Here is a 16,350-nt window from a genome sequence, read left to right on the forward strand (position 1 = left end):
CCCTCCTCCGCTGGAGTCGCTGACATGTCCTCAGCCCCCTCTGCCTCCCCCCTCTCCTCCCGTCCTTCAGCGCGGAACGGAGTGCCCACCCCCGACGACGTCGTCGCCCACACCCTCCTGAACTGCCTGCTCCGCGAGGTCTCCGGCCCCGAGCACCGGACCGCCGTCACCGACGGGCACCTGCTGCTGCGACTGCCCCGCACCGGCATCCTGCTCCGGGTCCGGCTCCGCCGCGTCTCCCTGATCGGCGCCCACCGCTTCACCGGACCGGTCGCGGAGCAGCGCGCGGACGGCTGGGCCGAACTGCCCTGGCGGACCCTCGCCGAGCGCGTCCACCGCGAGCTCTCCCTGCGCACCGGCGTCCGCAACGACGAGTTCCTCGACCAGGTCGCCGCCGGTCACGCCGGCGTCACCGCCGCCCTGGCCGCCTGGCGGGCCGCCCCCGACGCTCCCGCCGACCGCTATCTGGACTCCGAGCAGTCGCTCCTCTTCGGCCACCGCTTCCACCCCACCCCCAAGGCCCGCACCGGCACCCCCGAGGACTGGGCCCGCTACGCCCCCGAGGCCCGCGCCCGTTTCCCCCTGCGCCACCTGGCCGTGCGCCGGGAGCACGTCCGCGAGGACTGCCTGCCGGGCGGCGCCCTCACCGCCCTCGACCGGCAGGGCGCCGTCCCCGACGGGTACGCGCTGCTGCCCGCGCACCCCTGGCAGTACGGCATGCTCGCCGGCCACCCCGTCCTGCGCGCGGCCCTCGCCCGCGGCGACGTCCTCGACCTCGGCCCGCGCGGCGCCGACTTCGCCGCCACCGCCTCGGTGCGCACCCTCTACGACGGCACGGACTTCCTGAAGTTCAGCCTGAACATCCGCATCACCAACTGCCTGCGCAAGAACGCCGAGTACGAGCTGACCGGAGCCGTCGCCCTGACCCGGATCCTGGAGCCCGTCGCCACCGCCCTCGCCGCCCGCTTCCCCGGCGCCGCGCTGCTGCGCGAACCCGCCTATCGCACCCTCGACCTGGGCAGCCGCGAGCTCGCCGAGGGCTTCGGCGTCATCGTCCGCGAGGGCCTGGCCGCCCGGCTCGCGCCCGGCCTGACCGCCCTGCTGGCCGCCGCCGTCGCCGACGAGTACCCCACCAGCGGCGCCCAGGTCTCCCGGCTGCTGGCCGGCGGCGGCCCCGAAGCCGCCCTGGCCTGGTGGGACGCCTACCTCGGCCTGCTCGTCCCCCCGGTGCTGGCCGCCTACTTCGACCACGGCGTCGTCCTGGAACCCCACCTCCAGAACGTCGTCGTCGGCGTCGACGACGACGGCATGCCCCGGCAGGTCCTGCTCCGCGACCTGGAGGGCACCAAACTCCTCCCCGAGCACCACGCGGCGGCCCTCGCCGCGCTCGACCCGACGGTCGCCCGGCCCATGACGTACGACCGCGAACGCGGCTGGGACCGCGTCGTCTACTGCCTGCTCGTCAACCACCTCGCCGAGATACTGGCCGCCCTCGCCGACCGCCACCCCCATCTGGAACCCGCCCTGTGGTCCGCCGTGCGCCGGGTCCTGGCCCGCCGGGCCGCCGCCCACGGCGACCCGCCGGAGCTGCGCGCCCTGGTCACCGGGGCGGCACTGCCCGCCAAGGCCAACCTGCTGACCCGCTGGGAACGCAAGGCCGACCGGTACGCCGGATACGTCCGCATCGGCTCGCCCCTGGTGTCGGACGTCCTGGCCGCCGTGTCCGAGCCCGGCCCCTGGGGCGGCCCGCTGTGATCACCCCCCGCGTCGCCGACCACGTCCGCGCCCTGCCGACGGCCGCACTGCCCGCCTACGTATACGACCTGACCGCCCTCGACGAGCACGCCCACGCCGTACGCGAAGCCCTGCCGCCCGCCGTCGAGCTGTACTACGCGGCCAAGGCCAACCCCGACCCCGCGATCCTCCGCGCCCTCGCCCCGCACGTGACCGGCTACGAGGTCTCCTCCGGCGGCGAACTCGCCCACGTCCACGCCGCCGTGCCCGGCCGGCCGCTCGCCTTCGGCGGCCCCGGCAAGACCGAGGCCGAGCTGCGGCTCGCCCTCGGCCTGGGCGTCGAGCGCTTCCACGTGGAGAGCGAGCATGAACTGCGGCTGCTCGCCGCCCTCGCGGACGAACACCCCCGGCGGGCGCCCGTGGGCGTACTGCTGCGGGTCAACCTCCCCGTCGCCGACGGCGGCCTGGGCGGGGCGGCGCTGGCCATGGGCGGCCGCCCCAGCCCCTTCGGCCTCGACCCGCGCCGGGCCGAGGCGTGCCCGCCCCTGACACGCGGCGGTCCGCTGCGGCTGCTCGGCGTCCACGCCCACCTGGCCAGCGGCCTGGACGCCGCCGCCCAGCTGGCCGTGGCCGCCGGGGTCACCTCCTGGGCGCGGGAGTTCGGCGACCGGCACGGCCTCGGCCCGATGGAGATCAACGTGGGTGGTGGCATGGCCGTCGACTACGCCGGGCCGCACACCCGCTTCGACTGGTCCGCCTACGGACAGGGCCTGGGCGAACTGGCCGCGCGCCACCCCGGCGTGACCCTGCGCATAGAGCCGGGCCGGTCGATGACGGCGTACGCGGGCTGGTACGTGACCGACGTCCTCGACGTCAAGCACAGCCACGGCGAGGCCTTCGCCGTGCTGCGCGGGGGCACCCACCACATGCGCACCCCCGCAGCCAAGGGCCACGACCACCCCTTCACCGTCCTGCCCGTCGAGGAGTGGCCCCGCCCCTGGCCCCGCCCGGCCGCCCGGAACGAACCGGTCACCCTCACCGGCCAGCTCTGCACCCCCAAGGACACCCTGGCGACCGGGATCCCGGTGACGGAAGTGCGGGCGGGCGACCGTATCGCCTTCGCCATGGCGGGGGCGTACGCGTGGAACATCTCGCACCACGACTTCCTGATGCACCCGGCGCCCACGTTCCACTACGTCTCCCGGCCGGGCCGCCGCACCGTGTAACACCAGGTTTACCAGCCATAGTTGCCGGATACATCAACTCTCGCATCCAGCGAAAGGGGTACCCGTACATGTGCGGCATCACCGGATGGATCTCCTACGACCAGGACCTCACCACCCCCCACGCCTCCGCCACCCTCGACGCCATGACCCGGACCATGGCCTGCCGCGGCCCCGACGCCGGAGGCGTCTGGCTGGACACCCACGCCGCCCTGGGCCACCGCCGCCTCGCCGTCATCGACATCGAGGGCGGCAAGCAGCCCATGCTCGTCCAGGAGGGCGGCCGCGCCCTGCTCGCCCTCACCTACAGCGGCGAGGTATACAACTACCGCGAATTACGCGCCCAGTTGGAGAGCCACGGCCATATATTCCGCACCAGCAGCGACACCGAGGTCGTGCTCCACGCCTACCTCGAATGGGGCGAGGCCTTCACCGAGCGCCTCAACGGCATGTACGCCTTCGCCCTGTGGGACCCCCGCACCGAGGAACTCCTCCTGGTCCGCGACCGCATGGGCATCAAGCCGCTCTACTACCACCCCACCCCCGACGGCGTGCTCTTCGGCTCCGAGCCCAAGGCCATCCTCGCCCACCCCGCCGTCCGGCCCGTCGTCGACGCCGACGACCTCGCCGAGATGCTGGCCTTCACCAAGACCCCCGGCCACGCCGGCTACCACGACATGTACGAACTGCGCCCCGGCCACACCGCGCGGATCCGCCGCCAGGGCCTGACCGTCCGCCGCTACTGGGGGCTGGAAGCCCGGGAGCACACCGACGACACCGCCACCACCGTCCGGCGCGTACGCGAGCTGCTCGACGACATCGTCGCCCGCCAGCTCATCGCCGACGTGCCGCTGTGCACCCTGCTCTCCGGCGGACTCGACTCCTCCGCCATCACCGCCCTCGCGGCCGGGGGACTGGCGGAGGCCGGGCGCGGCCCGGTGCGCTCCTTCTCCGTGGACTTCACCGGCCACACCGAGAACTTCAAGGCCGACCTGCTGCGGCCCACCCCCGACGGCCCCTACGCCCACGCCCTCGCCGAGCACGTCCGCTCCGACCACAGCGACATCGTCCTCGACACGGCCGCGCTGATGGACCGCGCCAACCGCGACGCCATACTGAAGGCCCGCGACCTGCCCACCGCCGGCTTCGGCGACGGGGACGTCTCGCTCTACCTCCTCTTCAAGGCCATCCGCGAACAGTCCACGGTCGCGCTGTCCGGGGAGTCCGCGGACGAGGTCTTCGGCGGCTACCGCTGGTTCCACGACCCCGAGTGCGTACAGGCCGACACCTTCCCCTGGCTCGCCGCGGGCATCGCCGACCAGTTCTCCGGCCCCGCCAGCGGCGGCCGCACCGCGCTCCTCGACAAGGGCCTCCTCGCCAAGGTCGACCTGCCCGGCCACGAGCGGCAGCGCTACCACGAGGCCCTCGCCGAAGTGCCCCGCCTGCCCGGCGAGAGCGGACTCGAACGCCGGATGCGCGAGATCGGCTACCTCCACCTCACCCGCTTCGTCCAGCTCCTGCTCGACCGCAAGGACCGGGCCAGCATGGCCGTCGGCCTGGAGGTGCGCGTCCCCTTCTGCGACCACCGGCTCGTCGAGTACGTCTTCAACACCCCCTGGGCCATGAAGACCTTCGACAGCCGCGAGAAGTCCCTGCTGCGCGCCGCCACCCGCGACCTGCTGCCGGACGCCGTCGCCGACCGCGTCAAGAGCCCCTATCCCAGCACCCAGGACCCCCGCTACGCCGACGCCCTGCGCACCGCGCTCGGCGACCTCCTGGCCGACAAGGACGCGCCCATCCGCCCGCTGCTCGACGCCCCCACCGTCGCCGAGGCCCTGGACGAGCGCGCGGGGGAATCGTTCAGGACCGCCACCGAAGTGGTCCTCAACCTCAACACCTGGCTCACCGAGTACGGCACCGAACTGCGCCTCTAGCGGGCCTGCGGCCACGGCGGGCCCGGCTGACGCACAATGGACCCACCGTAGTTCTCACCAGGAGTCCCACCGTGGCCTTGCAGATGACCGTCGACCAGGATGCCGCCGAGCCTCCGTACGAGCAGATCCGGGCCGGCATCGCCGAGCGTGCCCGCGCGGGGGAGCTCCCGGTCGGCTACAAGCTGCCGACCGTCCGCGGCTTCGCCGAGGAGCTGGGCCTGGCCGCGAACACGGTCGCCAAGGCGTACCGGGCGCTGGAGGCGGACGGGGTCATCGAGACCCGGGGGCGCAACGGCACGTTCATCGCCGCCCCCGGGGACACGGCCGCCCGCGAGGCGGCCGCGGCGGCGGTCGCCTTCGCCCAGCGGGCCCACCGGCTGGGCCTGGACCACGACGCGGCGCTGGCGGCGGCGAGCGACGCGCTCCGGGCGGTGTACGGGGACTGAGCCCGGGCCGGCCGTGCCCCGCCGGCTGTGGGCCATCCGGCTGAATATGGCCCGCGAGCCCCCGGCCTTCTGTGGTTCGCCGGGACCATGAGGGACAACCGCAGCACGATACGTCCCGGGAACAACGGACGGACCAGGCAAGGAGCGTCGTGAGAAGACTCGTGCGGGTGGTGACCCTCGCCGGGACCTGTGGTCTGGTGCTGTCCGGCACCGGTTGCGGCAGCGCGGAGGCGCAGACCCAGACCGCTCCGGGCTCGCTGCTGTCCGCCGTGGCGGGCGCCGACCTCGGCACCGTGGCCGAGACGGTCTCCGGTGTGGTGTGCAACAACCGGCTTGCCGACTTCCACTACAACTCGCCGGTGTCCCGGTCGCCGCACCCTTGCGTCAACGGTCCGGTCCAGAGCGGTAACAGCGAGAACAGCAACAACTTCATCAACCACGGAAACCCCGTGGACAGCGGGAACATCGAGACCGCCGCCGGCTCCACCAACAGCCTCAACGACGTCAAGGGGGCGCAGAGCAACAGCGGCAACGACATCTCCAGCGCCCACCCGATCATCCTCCCGTAGGGGGATCCGGGCCGGACGCTGCCGTCCGGCCCGGTCCGCCGGGCCGCCGGCTCAGATGTGGAGCTCGCTGCCCTTGCCGAGCTGCTTCTGGTGGTTGGAACTGCCCGACGCGGCACCCGTGCCGGAAGAGCCGGAGTTCACGGAACCGCTGTTGTCCACGGGGCTGCCGCTGTCACTGGGGTTTCCGGTGATCCGGACGTTCTGCGAGTTGCTGCTGTTGCCGCTGTTTACAGGGCCGTTGACACAGGACCGGGCAGCCCGGCCCTCGCAGCTGAATCCGGCGTGGAAGCGGACGAACGTGTCGCCGCTCGCGTCGAACGGCCCGTCGCCGCCCCAGGCCATGGCGGGCGATGCCCCGCCCCCGGCCAGAAGCAGGCCGAACAGGCCCGCGATCGCCATTCTCGTGCGACTGATGCTCTTCACTGTGTGGTCCTGACCCTCGGCGGCTGGTAAATCCCACTCCCTACCGGGAGCGCCGGTGCGGGCCAAGCGCAAGGAGGGCGCGGTCACCCTCTCCGACCACCGTATTCACCGTGACTGCCTAGTCCGCCTAGTCCACCATCGAGAGCCAGGAGCCGATCAGGGCCACCACGATGATCACGGTGACGGCCTGGAGCTGGGCGCCCTTGGACAGGGCGTTGTCCGGGCTGCTGCCGTGCTCCGCCGCGTACCGGGCCTTCTCCCGGAGCTCCGCGCGGCGTCCCAGGAAGCCGAGGGGAAAGCCGATGATGGCCGCCGTGTAGAGCGGCAGGGAGACCTCCGCGCTGTGGTGCTTGACCAGGGCGCTCACCGCCACGAGCAGGACCGCGGCGAACGGGGCGAGGGCGATCCGGATCCGGTACCGCCGGTTCGGCATGAGCGGGACGAAGAAGGCCAGGAACGCGAACGTCGCCGCGACGGCGACGGCCCACCAGGCGGTCAGGGGTATGACGGGAGGCTGGGGCATGACTCTTCCTTGACTCTGTGGGGCCCGGCGAGAGCCGGGCCCCACAGCTGTTCTCTTCAGTCGGATCGTTCCGCCGGAGGCCGGTCAGGCTACCAAGTGAACCAGCCGACGACCGGGGAGATCGCCTGCTGTACGGCGTTCACCGCGCGCTCCACCTTGGTGAACTGGGTGATGCCCTTGATGACCGGGACACCCAGCTTGAGACCGGCGCTGGCGAGGTTGCCGATCCCGCCCAGTGCCATACCGGTCACCGCGCTGATCATGTTCGAGTTGCCGAAGCCGTCCGCGTACCAGGACAGCCCGGCGCTGATGCCACCGGCGATCATCGACGCCGCTCCGAGGACGGGCGTGACGACGACGTCGGCGCCCGGGATGAAGGCCGAGATCGCGGCCGCCGTCCCCAGGACCGTGCTCGCGCGGTTCAGCCACTTCGCCCCGCTGCGCGCCCAGCCCTTGCCGTCGTCGCCCTTGTCGCCGGCGTTCTTGCCGTCGCTGGTCGGCGCGGTGGAGGAGCCGTGCTGGTCGTACTTGGGGTCGTCGGAGGGGTTGGTGCCCTTCTTGGCGTTCTCCCGGGCCTGCTCCGCCGCACGGGCGGCTTCGGCGGCCTGCTCCTGCCGGCGCTTCTCGATGGCGACGTTCTTCGCCTCGGTCGCGGCCTTGGACGCCGCGGCGGCGTCCTGACCGGCCTGGGTGGCGGACTGGCCCGCGCTGGCGGCCGAGGCCTTGGCGTTGGCCGCGGAGTCCACCGCGGCGGCGGCGGAGTTCTCGGCCTGGGTGGCCGAGTAGTTGGCCTGGCGGCTGGCCTGGCGCGCGGTCGCGGCGGCGTTCTTGGCCTTCTCTGCGGACGCGGCCGCGGCGGCGGCCGAGGTGTCGGCCTCCTTGGCCTTGTCACGGGCCTGCTGGGCGTAGTCGTTGGCCTCCGCGGCCGACTTCTTCGCCTTGTCGGCCCAGTCGGCGGCCTCATTGGCCTTGTTCCGGGCGTTGGCGGCGACCTTGGACGCCGTGTAGGCGTTGTCGTTGGCGTCCGCCGCCGCGCTCGCGGCCTTGGCGATCAGCGCCTGGACGGACGCGACGTGGGTGGCCGTGTCCTGGTCCTTCTGGGCGGACCGGTACTGGACGCGGGCCACGAAGTCGTGCTGCATCCAGGCGGGGCCGGCCATCGCGACCTGTGCGGCGGCCTGGGTGTTGGCGGCGCCACCGCTCATGACGCGGAGCGTCTCGACGCGGTCGTCCTCCATCTGGGCCTGGCGGTAGCCGACGCTCAGGAAGGCGTACAGGGCCTTGACGCTGCCGTCGCTCAGCGCGGCGCTGCCGGCGTCCTTGACGGCCTTGCCGGCACCGTTCATGAGCTTGAGGGTCTGGACCCGGTAGTCCTCGACCTGGACGTCGTAGGCGCCCTTGGCGAGGAAGTTCTCCGCGGCGTCCGGGTCGTTGCTCTGGAGCGACTTGGCGGCGGCGTCGGCGAGGGCCGGGCCGCCGACCGTGGAGAGGGCGAGCACCTTCTCCCGGTCGTCCTGCCGCTGGGCCTGCTTGAAGTCCGTCCTCGCCCAGGCGACGACGGCCTCGTCGGGACCGGACAGCGCGGACTCGGCGGCCGCGCGGGTCCACGACCCGGTGTTGTCCAGCAGATTGACGGCGGCCTTGCGGCCGAGCTCCGCGGCGGACTTGGTGTCGATGCCGGAGGCGGCGGCCTTCGTCACGAGCTGCTTGGTGTCGTCGTCCATCTGGGCCGACTGGGTCTGGAGCTTCGTGACGAAGTCGCGGCCGTCCTGGTCGGCCTTCGCGGCCGCCTTGGCCTCTTCGATGCCGAGCGCGGTGTTCGCGTCGAGCTCCGCCTTCTCGCTCTCGCGGGCGAGCTTCTCGGTCTTCTGCGCCTGCGTGACGGCGTCGGACGCGTCCTTGGCGGCCTCGATGGCGTTGTTGGCGTGCTCGGTGGCCTTGTTGGCCCAGTCCTGGGCCTTGCCGGCCTCATCCGCTGCCTTGTCGGCCGCCGCGGCGGCCTTCTCCGCGTGATCGGCGGCGCGGTTGGCCGCGTCGTGCGCGTCATGCGCGGCGGAGGCGGCCTGGGAGGCGAGCGACTGGGCGCGGCCGGCCGCGGCGGTCGCCGTGTTCGCCGCGCTACGGGCCACATTGGCGGCCTCGCGGGCCCGGGCGGCCTGCGCCTGGGCCACACCGGCGGAGGCGCTCGCGTCCGCGGAGGCGGCCGCGGCGTCGGCCGCGTTCTGCGCGGCGCGGGCGGCGGCGGCACCGGAGGCCCCGGCCTCGGCGCTGGCGTTGGCGGCGTACTCGGCGGCCGACGCGGCGGTACGGGCGCCCTTGGCCGCGTCACGGGCGGCCTCGGCGGCCCGGCGGGCGTTCCCGGCCTCGGCGGCGTTGCCCGCGGCAGCGGCGGCGGCGTTGTAGGCGCGCGAGGCGGCCTGACCGGCGGCGGCAGCGGCGGATGCGGCGGCCTGGGCGGCGCTCGCGGCCGTACGGGCGGCGGAGACGGCGGTGTTGGACGCCTGGATGGCGGTCCGGGCCGCGGCGGCGGCGCCCTCGGCGGCCTGGGCGGCGCGGTTGGCGGCGTTCCCGGCGTCCTCGAGGCTGTCCTTGGCGGCGGCGGCCTCCTTGGCGGCCTTGAGCGCGGCCTCCTTGGCCTTCGCAGCGGCCTCCTCGGCCCGCGCGCCGGCCTCCTTGGCCGCGTCGGTCTCGGCCTTGGCCCGCTTGCCGGCCTGCTCGGCGACCTGCGCCAGCGCGGAGACGGTGGCGCTCTCCTGGTCCCGGCTGCGGGCCAGGTACTGCCCGCGCTCCAGGAACTCCCGGCGGTCGTCGGCCGTGCCCTGCATGGCCCGGTCGCCGAGCTTCTTCACCTCGGGTCCGCCGGCCTGCATGATCTTCAGGACCTGGACCCGGTCGTCCTCCTCCTGGGCCGTGAAGCGGCCCTTGGTGAGGAAGGTGTCCAGCGCGTCGGCGGAGCCGGCGTCGAGGGCCTTCTGGCCCGCGTCGCGGACGGCCTTCTCGCCGTTGTTCATGGCCGTCAGCACGGCGACGCGGCGGTCGTCGTCCAACGGGTTCTTGTAGCCGTTCTTGACGAACTCGTGGATGTCCGAGTCGGTGCCGCTCAGCGCCTTGGACGCGGCGTCGCGCACGCCCTTGCCGGAGGAGCTGAGCATCTTCAGGACGGCGAACCGCTCGTCCTCGGCCGTCGCCCGGTCGAGCCCCTTCTGAAGGAAGGAGCGAAGGTCCGTATCCGAACCCAGCAGCGCCTTCGTCGCGGCGTCCTTGGTCGCCAGTCCCCCCAGGCGATACGCGTCGACCGCCTGCGCCCGCGCGTCCGCCGGCAGCGGCGGGCCGTCCGGCTCGGCCGGAACGGCCGACGCCACGGTGGTGCCGAGCACCGTCGCGGCCAGGGTCAGGGAGGTGAGGGCGAGAAGTCTCTTGCGCCCGTGCCGTGTGAGCGGCAGACGTGCTATCGGTCTCTTGCTGGTCATATCCCCTCAAAAATCCGCCGGGTTCGGTTAACAACCCGTCATGAAGCGACAGGAGCCGCCACATCGGCGTGATCGTATGGGCGGAAACCGGAATTCCGGATCTTTTGAAGGGGGTCTCGGGGGCGCGAAAAACGCCCCCGTACGGGCGCTGACGCGCCGTCGGGGGCAGTTGGGGGTGCGTGATCTTTTACAGCTTATTTACGGCCGGTGTGGGGTTGGGTTGCCAATACCGGAAGGGGAACATCCGGTTACGCGCGCAGCGAGGCCGTGAACGTTGACCAAGCGGTGGTCTCGAATATCAGCGCCGGGTGGTCGGGATTCTTGCTGTCGCGGACCGGGACGATGCCGTTGTCTGTGAGGTTGGGGGCGAATTCGACGCACTCGCCTTCGTTTCCTCCGCTGTAGCTGGACTTGACCCATGCTGCGCCGTGGGTGTCGATCCTGTTCACGTAGACCATTCCTCCATCACCTTACGGATGAGCTCCAGTGACGCCTCCGGGGCCAAAGCGTCGGCACGCAGCCGGTCGTAGGTCACCTGAGCGTTCGCCACTGTTTTGCGGCAGTCGATCACCTGGCCGGAGATCGGGTTCTCCACATACAACACGTCCGGCTCGTCGCCGAACTTCAGCATGTAGAACGGCAGGTGTGACGCGGGCGCTCCCGAGTCGAAGGGGAGCACCTGAAGGGTGACGTGAGGCGATTCCTTCGCCTGGAGGAGATACGCCATCTGCTCGCGCATGACGTTCCTGCTGCCCACTCTGCGCAGCAGGGTCGATTCGTCCAGGACAACCCACAACAGCGGGGGATTGTCGCCCTCCATCACGTGGCGGCGCCTCAGTCTGCGTGCGACTCTCTCGGCGGTGGCCTCCAAGGCGTCCCGTGGGTGTGCCTTTCGGAAGACCTCGTGGGCGTAAGCCTCGGTTTGCAGCATGCCCATGATGAGGGCCGAGCTGTAGGCCAGGATCGTGGTGGCGCGCTCTTCGAGCCGCACGTACGGCTCGAACCAGGCCGGATACCCCCGCTGCGCGGCACGTCGCCGCAGCCGAGCGAACGTCCCCGGTGTTCCGAAAACCGTGTCGCACGCTGTCGCGAACTCCGGGCTGGCCAGCCGCTCGCCCGCCTCGACTTTGGCCACGTACTGCTGCCCGTACTGCGCCGCTTCCCCCAGCTCCCGCTGGCTCATCCCTCTGTCTGTGCGCCACTCGCGCACCTCCGTACCGAAGTACGCCGCTCCGCTCTCCGGAGGGAGATCGTTGGCCATAACTTCCGTTCACCCCAAACCCGTTGGCGTGGCTCCAGACCTGGTGAGCGTAGGCGCGGACCGCAACGCTGGGAGCGGAAGCAGTGAACGTCGCTCGCGTGGGTGAGCGACCCTCTAACAAAGGTTTGCCCACATGCGTCATACCCCCGAACGAATTGGCGAAGCACCCGGCTCCCGCTGTGAGGAGTGCGACCACATCAAGGCCGCCTACTACGTCGCGTCCCGGCACGGCGATCGCGAGGCCGCCGCGTTCTGGGCCACCGAGATGGGCCTCCATCAGCGGGCGGCCCACTCGTGAGGCCCCGCTGCGCGCACCCGGCGGAGGAATGGGTCACGGACCGGCACACCGCCACCTGCGGTCGCTGCGGCGTGCGCCGCTTCCTCGGCTACGCCGCCCTACGGTGGCCCGGCAGGGGCCAGATGGGCAGCCCGCCGCTCGACGGGCGCACCACCTGGGCGCGGGGCACCGCGCCACGGCTCGGCCGCCGCCACCGCCCCGTCCCTACAGGTACAACCCCGCGTCCGCCGCCCCGTCCGGCTGCCCCGGCACCGACGTCGGAACGGTGCCGCGCCGCAGCGCGAAGAGCTCCGCCAGCGTGGCGCCCTGCCGGCCCACGCCCTCCTCGCGGCCCAGCCACCGGACGGACTCCGTCCGCGTCAGCGGGCCCACCTCGATCCGGGCCAGACAGCGGCCCGGCCGCACCACCGCCGGATGCAGCCGCTCCAGGTCCTCGTTGGTGGTCACGCCCACCAGGACGTTCCGGCCCTGCCCCAGCAGACCGTCCGTCAGATTCAGCAGCCGCGACAGCGCCTGGCCCGCCGCGTGCCGGGCCTCGCCGCGGATCAGCTCGTCGCAGTCCTCCAGGAGGAGAAGCCGCCAGCGGCCGCCCTCCGAGCCGTCGTCCTCGCCGATCGCGATGTCCATCAGATAGCCGACGTCGTTGAGCAGCCGCTCCGGGTCCAGGACGCAGTCCACCTGGCACCAGTCCCGCCACGAGCGGGCCAGCGTGCGCAGCGCGGAGGTCTTTCCCGTGCCCGGCGGGCCGTGCAGCAGGAGGAGGCGGCCCGCGACGTCGTCCGGGGTGACTTTCATCAGCCGGTCCATCGCGTCGGCCACCGGCGCGGTGTAGTTGGCGCGGACCTCCTCCCACGTACCGGCCGAGATCGACCGGGTGGTGCGGTGCGGGCCGCGCCGGGGCGAGAGGTACCAGAAGCCCATGGAGACATGCTCGGGCGTGGGCTCGGGATCGTCCTCGGCGCCCGCCACCGCCTGCCGCAGCACTTCTTGGGCCAGCTCGTCGCTGACGGCCGTCACCGTCACATCGGCGCTCCGCTGCCAGCGCGACACCAGCAGCGACCAGCCGTCGCCCTCGGCGAGGACCGCGCCGCGGTCGTCGTCCCGCGCGGAGCGCGTCACCCGGGCCCCGGGCGGCAGCAGCGTCGCCCCGGACCGGATGCGTTCCACCGAGTGCCCACGCGCGTAAGGCTGTTCACCCCGGCCGAACGGCGCGAGGAAGAGGGCGTCCATCACATCGGCCGGGGAGTCGCTGTCGACGTGGATCCCGATGGCCGGGGAATCGGCCGAAGGAAGAAGGGGGCGCTCGGCACTGCGGTCGGCACACATGCGCCACATGATCCGGCACCGATCGCCCCGGCGCACCCGGGTTTTCGCCGGTTCCGCCCCCGCCTGCGCCGAACGCGCCGCAGACCGATTCCGCCCCCGTTACCCTTTCCGTGATGGGACGTCATGGTGAAGGTCGGGCGTGGCGGCGGGCAAGGGGGTGGCGGTCCGGTGGGCCGTCGCGACGGCGGCGGATCGCCGCACTGCTCGCGGGCGCGCTCCTGGCCCTGGCCGCCCTGGTCACCGCGAGCGTCGAGGCCTGGCGGTCCGGGGACGGCCCCCCTGCCGCGCCCGCCGGCTCCGCGGCCTGGGTGGGCTGGGGCTTCACCCACACCCAGTACAGCGCCGACCTCGGCCAGGACGCCGCGAAGGCGACCGCCGAGAAGACCCTCGCCGGCACCCCCCTGCCGCAGAACCAGCACATCATGGGGTGGGGCGTCGACAACCCCGAACCCAGACCCGGCACATACAACTTCTCCGACCTCGACCGGCGCGTCGCGCTCATGCGGGAGACGGGCACCACGCCCGTCCTCACCCTGTGCTGCGCCCCCGACTGGATGAAGGGCGGCGGCGACCGCACCGACTGGTCCCAGAAGTCCCTGGAGAAGGCCCCCGACCGCGACCACTACAAGGACTTCGCCGCGCTCGCCGGAAGGATCGCCAAACGCTACCCGGACGTACGCCACTTCATCGTCTGGAACGAGTTCAAGGGCTTCTACGACGAATCCAGGAACCGCTGGGACTACGAGGGGTACACCGAGCTCTACAACCTCGTCTACAAGGCGGTGAAGAAACAGAACAGCAAGGCCCTCGTGGGCGGGCCGTACGTGGTCATGGACAGCGAGGCCCCCGGCACCGGTTCCTACGCCTCAAGAGTGAGCGGCGACTGGGGGGCGGTGGACCAGCGGGCCGTCGACGCCCTGGAGTACTGGACCGAGCACAAGGAGGGGGCGGACTTCGTCGTCGTCGACGGCGCCAGCTACACCCGCACGGGCAGCAAGCCCGTCCCCGACGAGTTCCGGGCCACGCGGAAGTTCACCGACGTCACCGAGTGGGTGCGGAAGACCACCGGGCTGCCGGTCTGGTGGGCCGAGTGGTACGTCGAGCCCGCCGACGAGAGCGACGCCCGCAAGACCTGGACCGAGCCCCACCGCGTCGCCGTCCAGGCCACCGCGATGATGCGGATCGCCGAGGCGAACGCCGCCGCGGCGTTCTACTGGAACCCCGAGGAGGAGAGCGCCGACTGCCCCGGCTGCTTGTGGCGCAGCACCCAACTCCCCGACGGTGGCGGGCCATTGCCCATGCTGGACCTGCTGACCCGCTTCGCCAAGGAGTTCCCGCCCGGCACCGGACTGCGCCATATCGACGTCGGCGGCCCGGACGCCCCGGCCGTCCAGGTGATCGGCGCGGGCAGGACCGTACTCGCCGTCAATACCCTCGACCGGAAGATCACGGCTCAGGTCGACGGCCAGAGCGTCGACTTCGGCCCGTACGAAGTCCGCTGGCTCTGACCCGTTGCCCCGCACCGCGCGGGGCGGCAACACTGAAGCGGCGTCAACCGAACGAAAGGGAGACCTCATGCCTGAAAACACGGCTCAGGCGCTGGTCATCGTCGACGCGGAAGGCAACTACTACGTGCTGCCCAGGGAGGTCGTCGAGACCGCCAGGGCGGCCCCCGAGGCCAGGGAGACCATCCGCGAGCACCTGCGGGACGCCGCCCACGTCCCCCTCGCCGACGGCTACTCCTTCGCCGGGGTACTGCGCCTGACCCCCGAGAACGAGATGGCCCACTACACCCCCGAGGCCTCCTGGCCGGTCGCCACCACCACCTCGTGATGGCCGGCGTCCCCCGGAACGACGACACCTGGATCGCCGCCCGATTACCGGGCCCCGCCGAGCGGCGGGACTTCACCGCGCGCGGCTGCCTGGCCGTCGAAGGACTCTGGGACGACCGGTGCGCCGCCGCGCTGGCGTACGAGGCAGGGCGGCTGCTGCCCCGCGGCCGCCGTGCGGGCCCCGAAGGGCCGGACCGGCCCAGCCGGCAGGCGGTCGCCGCCGACGCCCCGCTGCTGGCCCGGCTCCACCGCGCCCTCGTCCCCCTGGCGCGGGCCCTCGCCGGACGCCTCCTCGTGCCCACCTGCGCCTGGTACAACTACTACGAACAGGACGACGGCATCTGGCTCCACATCGACATCGACGCCTCGGAACTCGCCCTGCTCACCACGGTGCTGGGCGAGGTCGGCCCCCTCCACCTCCACCCCGCGCTGCGCGGACGCACCCAGGAACAGCTCGACGCCCTCCAACGCGACCCGGACTGGGACCGCCACAGCGGTACCGCCGTCCGCTACCCCCGCCGCGGGGTACTGGCCCAGCTGGGCCGGGCCGTGCCGCACCACCGGCCCGGGCGGCCCCTGGCCCGGCCGGGAGCGGTCGCCGCCCTCCACTACCGCTCACCGTTCTAGCCCCGACCGGTTCTGGCCCTCCCGCACGGAAGAGGCACTCGTGACGCACGCCCCGGTCCTTCCGCAGCCCGCCCCCGTCACCCCCGCCGCGCGACGGTCCTTCGCCGACCACGGCTTCGTCCACCTCCCCGGACTGTGGGACCGCGCGCTGGCCGACGGGATGGCCCGGGAGGCCCGGGAGCGGTGGCCGCATGCCGAGATCCCCCGGCACGGCCCCCGCACCCCCGTCACCGCGCGCCGCGTCACCCGCCGGGGCACACCCGCCGCGAGCGGCCCGCTGCTGGCCGGGGTGCATCTGGCACTGACGGGGACGGCCCGGGCGCTCACGGGCCGGCTCCTCGTCCCGACCTTCGCCGCCTACGGCTACTACGAGGACGACGACGAGGTCTTCCTCCACATCGACACCGAACAGTGCGACCTGACCCTGCTCACCACGGCCTTCGGGAACGTCGGCCCCCTCCACGTCCACCCCGGCCTGATCGGCAGCACCATGGAGCGGCTCGGCGAGCTGGAGAGCGACCCCTCCTGGGACCGTGCCGGCGGCATCCGCGTCGGCTACCCCGGCACAGGTGCGACCGCGCTGAACGGCCACGTCCTGCCCCACCACCGCCCGGGCCGCCCCCGCCCGGGACTCCACGCGGTGGCCGCGCTGTGCTACCGCTCCCTCTTCTGATCCGGGAGGCA

The 16,350-nt window shown here is 72.6% G+C and carries 16 protein-coding genes and 1 pseudogene; 11 read left to right on the plus strand and 6 right to left on the minus strand.

Annotated elements, in window-relative coordinates:
• The first annotated feature begins 24 nt into the window (after positions 1-24).
• From RM609_RS19345 to RM609_RS19365, 5 genes are all read left to right on the plus strand, one after another.
• Complete coding sequence (locus tag RM609_RS19345; RefSeq protein ID WP_311612511.1) at positions 25-1,755, plus strand: IucA/IucC family protein; 1,731 nt, start codon at positions 25-27, stop codon at positions 1,753-1,755.
• A complete protein-coding gene (locus RM609_RS19350; RefSeq protein ID WP_311612513.1) occupies positions 1,752-2,960 on the plus strand; it encodes a type III PLP-dependent enzyme in 1,209 nt (402 codons plus the stop codon). Before RM609_RS19345 ends, RM609_RS19350 begins: the two co-directional genes overlap by 4 nt.
• 68 nt (positions 2,961-3,028) lie before the next feature.
• The gene (gene asnB, locus RM609_RS19355; RefSeq protein ID WP_311612515.1) at positions 3,029-4,891 is read left to right on the plus strand and encodes an asparagine synthase (glutamine-hydrolyzing); all 1,863 of its coding nucleotides are present in this window, start codon (positions 3,029-3,031) and stop codon (positions 4,889-4,891) included.
• A 71-nt stretch (positions 4,892-4,962) separates the two neighbouring features.
• Complete coding sequence (locus tag RM609_RS19360; protein WP_311612523.1) at positions 4,963-5,337, plus strand: GntR family transcriptional regulator; 375 nt, start codon at positions 4,963-4,965, stop codon at positions 5,335-5,337.
• A 149-nt stretch (positions 5,338-5,486) separates the two neighbouring features.
• On the plus strand, positions 5,487-5,906 hold the full coding sequence (locus RM609_RS19365) for a hypothetical protein (RefSeq protein WP_311612524.1): 420 nt from the start codon (positions 5,487-5,489) through the stop codon (positions 5,904-5,906).
• Positions 5,907-5,957: 51 nt separating this feature from the next.
• Here the strand turns inward: RM609_RS19365 and RM609_RS19370 are convergent, their stop codons facing one another.
• From RM609_RS19370 to RM609_RS19390, 5 genes are all read right to left on the minus strand, one after another.
• Positions 5,958-6,329, minus strand: coding sequence for a hypothetical protein (locus RM609_RS19370; RefSeq protein WP_311612525.1), 372 nt, complete (start codon positions 6,327-6,329; stop codon positions 5,958-5,960).
• 127 nt (positions 6,330-6,456) lie between these two features.
• Positions 6,457-6,852, minus strand: a complete 396-nt coding sequence (locus RM609_RS19375; RefSeq protein WP_311612527.1) for a hypothetical protein — start codon at positions 6,850-6,852, stop codon at positions 6,457-6,459.
• 89 nt (positions 6,853-6,941) lie between these two features.
• Positions 6,942-10,322 carry an ALF repeat-containing protein gene (locus RM609_RS19380; RefSeq protein WP_311612529.1) on the minus strand — a complete coding sequence of 1,127 codons (3,381 nt, stop codon included), beginning with the start codon at positions 10,320-10,322 and terminating at the stop codon, positions 6,942-6,944.
• Positions 10,323-10,570: 248 nt separating this feature from the next.
• Positions 10,571-10,771, minus strand: a complete 201-nt coding sequence (locus RM609_RS19385) for a DUF397 domain-containing protein (protein WP_311612531.1) — start codon at positions 10,769-10,771, stop codon at positions 10,571-10,573.
• Positions 10,768-11,583: a helix-turn-helix domain-containing protein gene (locus tag RM609_RS19390; protein WP_311612532.1), complete on the minus strand. Its 816-nt coding sequence runs from the start codon at positions 11,581-11,583 to the stop codon at positions 10,768-10,770. The genes RM609_RS19385 and RM609_RS19390 overlap by 4 nt, the downstream gene beginning before the upstream one ends.
• Before the next feature lie 133 nt (positions 11,584-11,716).
• Between RM609_RS19390 and RM609_RS19395 the strand changes: the two genes are divergently transcribed.
• Together RM609_RS19395 and RM609_RS34540 are read left to right on the plus strand one after the other, a co-directional pair.
• Entirely contained in the window at positions 11,717-11,881 is a 165-nt protein-coding gene (locus tag RM609_RS19395; protein WP_311612534.1) for a hypothetical protein, read from the plus strand.
• Positions 11,878-12,066: pseudogene (locus RM609_RS34540) on the plus strand (DUF6255 family natural product biosynthesis protein); the annotation flags it as partial. The gene RM609_RS19395 and the pseudogene RM609_RS34540, both read left to right, overlap by 4 nt.
• Positions 12,067-12,085: 19 nt before the next feature.
• On the opposite strand, the gene RM609_RS19400 reads toward RM609_RS34540, so the two are convergent.
• A complete protein-coding gene (locus RM609_RS19400; RefSeq protein WP_311612535.1) occupies positions 12,086-13,207 on the minus strand; it encodes a DUF5925 domain-containing protein in 1,122 nt (373 codons plus the stop codon).
• Between the two features lie 113 nt (positions 13,208-13,320).
• On the opposite strand from RM609_RS19400, the gene RM609_RS19405 reads away from it, so the two are divergent.
• The 4 genes from RM609_RS19405 to RM609_RS19420 all read left to right on the plus strand — a co-directional run bounded on the left by RM609_RS19405 (position 13,321) and on the right by RM609_RS19420 (position 16,339).
• Positions 13,321-14,715, plus strand: a complete 1,395-nt coding sequence (locus tag RM609_RS19405) for a GH39 family glycosyl hydrolase (RefSeq protein WP_311612536.1) — start codon at positions 13,321-13,323, stop codon at positions 14,713-14,715.
• A gap of 67 nt (positions 14,716-14,782) precedes the next feature.
• On the plus strand, positions 14,783-15,040 hold the full coding sequence (locus RM609_RS19410) for a hypothetical protein (protein WP_311612537.1): 258 nt from the start codon (positions 14,783-14,785) through the stop codon (positions 15,038-15,040).
• Positions 15,040-15,666 (plus strand): hypothetical protein, encoded by a 627-nt coding sequence (locus RM609_RS19415; protein WP_311612538.1) that lies wholly within the window; start codon positions 15,040-15,042, stop codon positions 15,664-15,666. Before RM609_RS19410 ends, RM609_RS19415 begins: the two co-directional genes overlap by 1 nt.
• Before the next feature lie 40 nt (positions 15,667-15,706).
• Complete coding sequence (locus RM609_RS19420; protein WP_311612539.1) at positions 15,707-16,339, plus strand: hypothetical protein; 633 nt, start codon at positions 15,707-15,709, stop codon at positions 16,337-16,339.
• Positions 16,340-16,350 lie beyond the last annotated feature (11 nt).

It is taken from the genome of Streptomyces hesseae (genome assembly GCF_031845785.1).
GTDB classification, from domain to species: Bacteria; Actinomycetota; Actinomycetes; order Streptomycetales; family Streptomycetaceae; genus Streptomyces; species Streptomyces hesseae.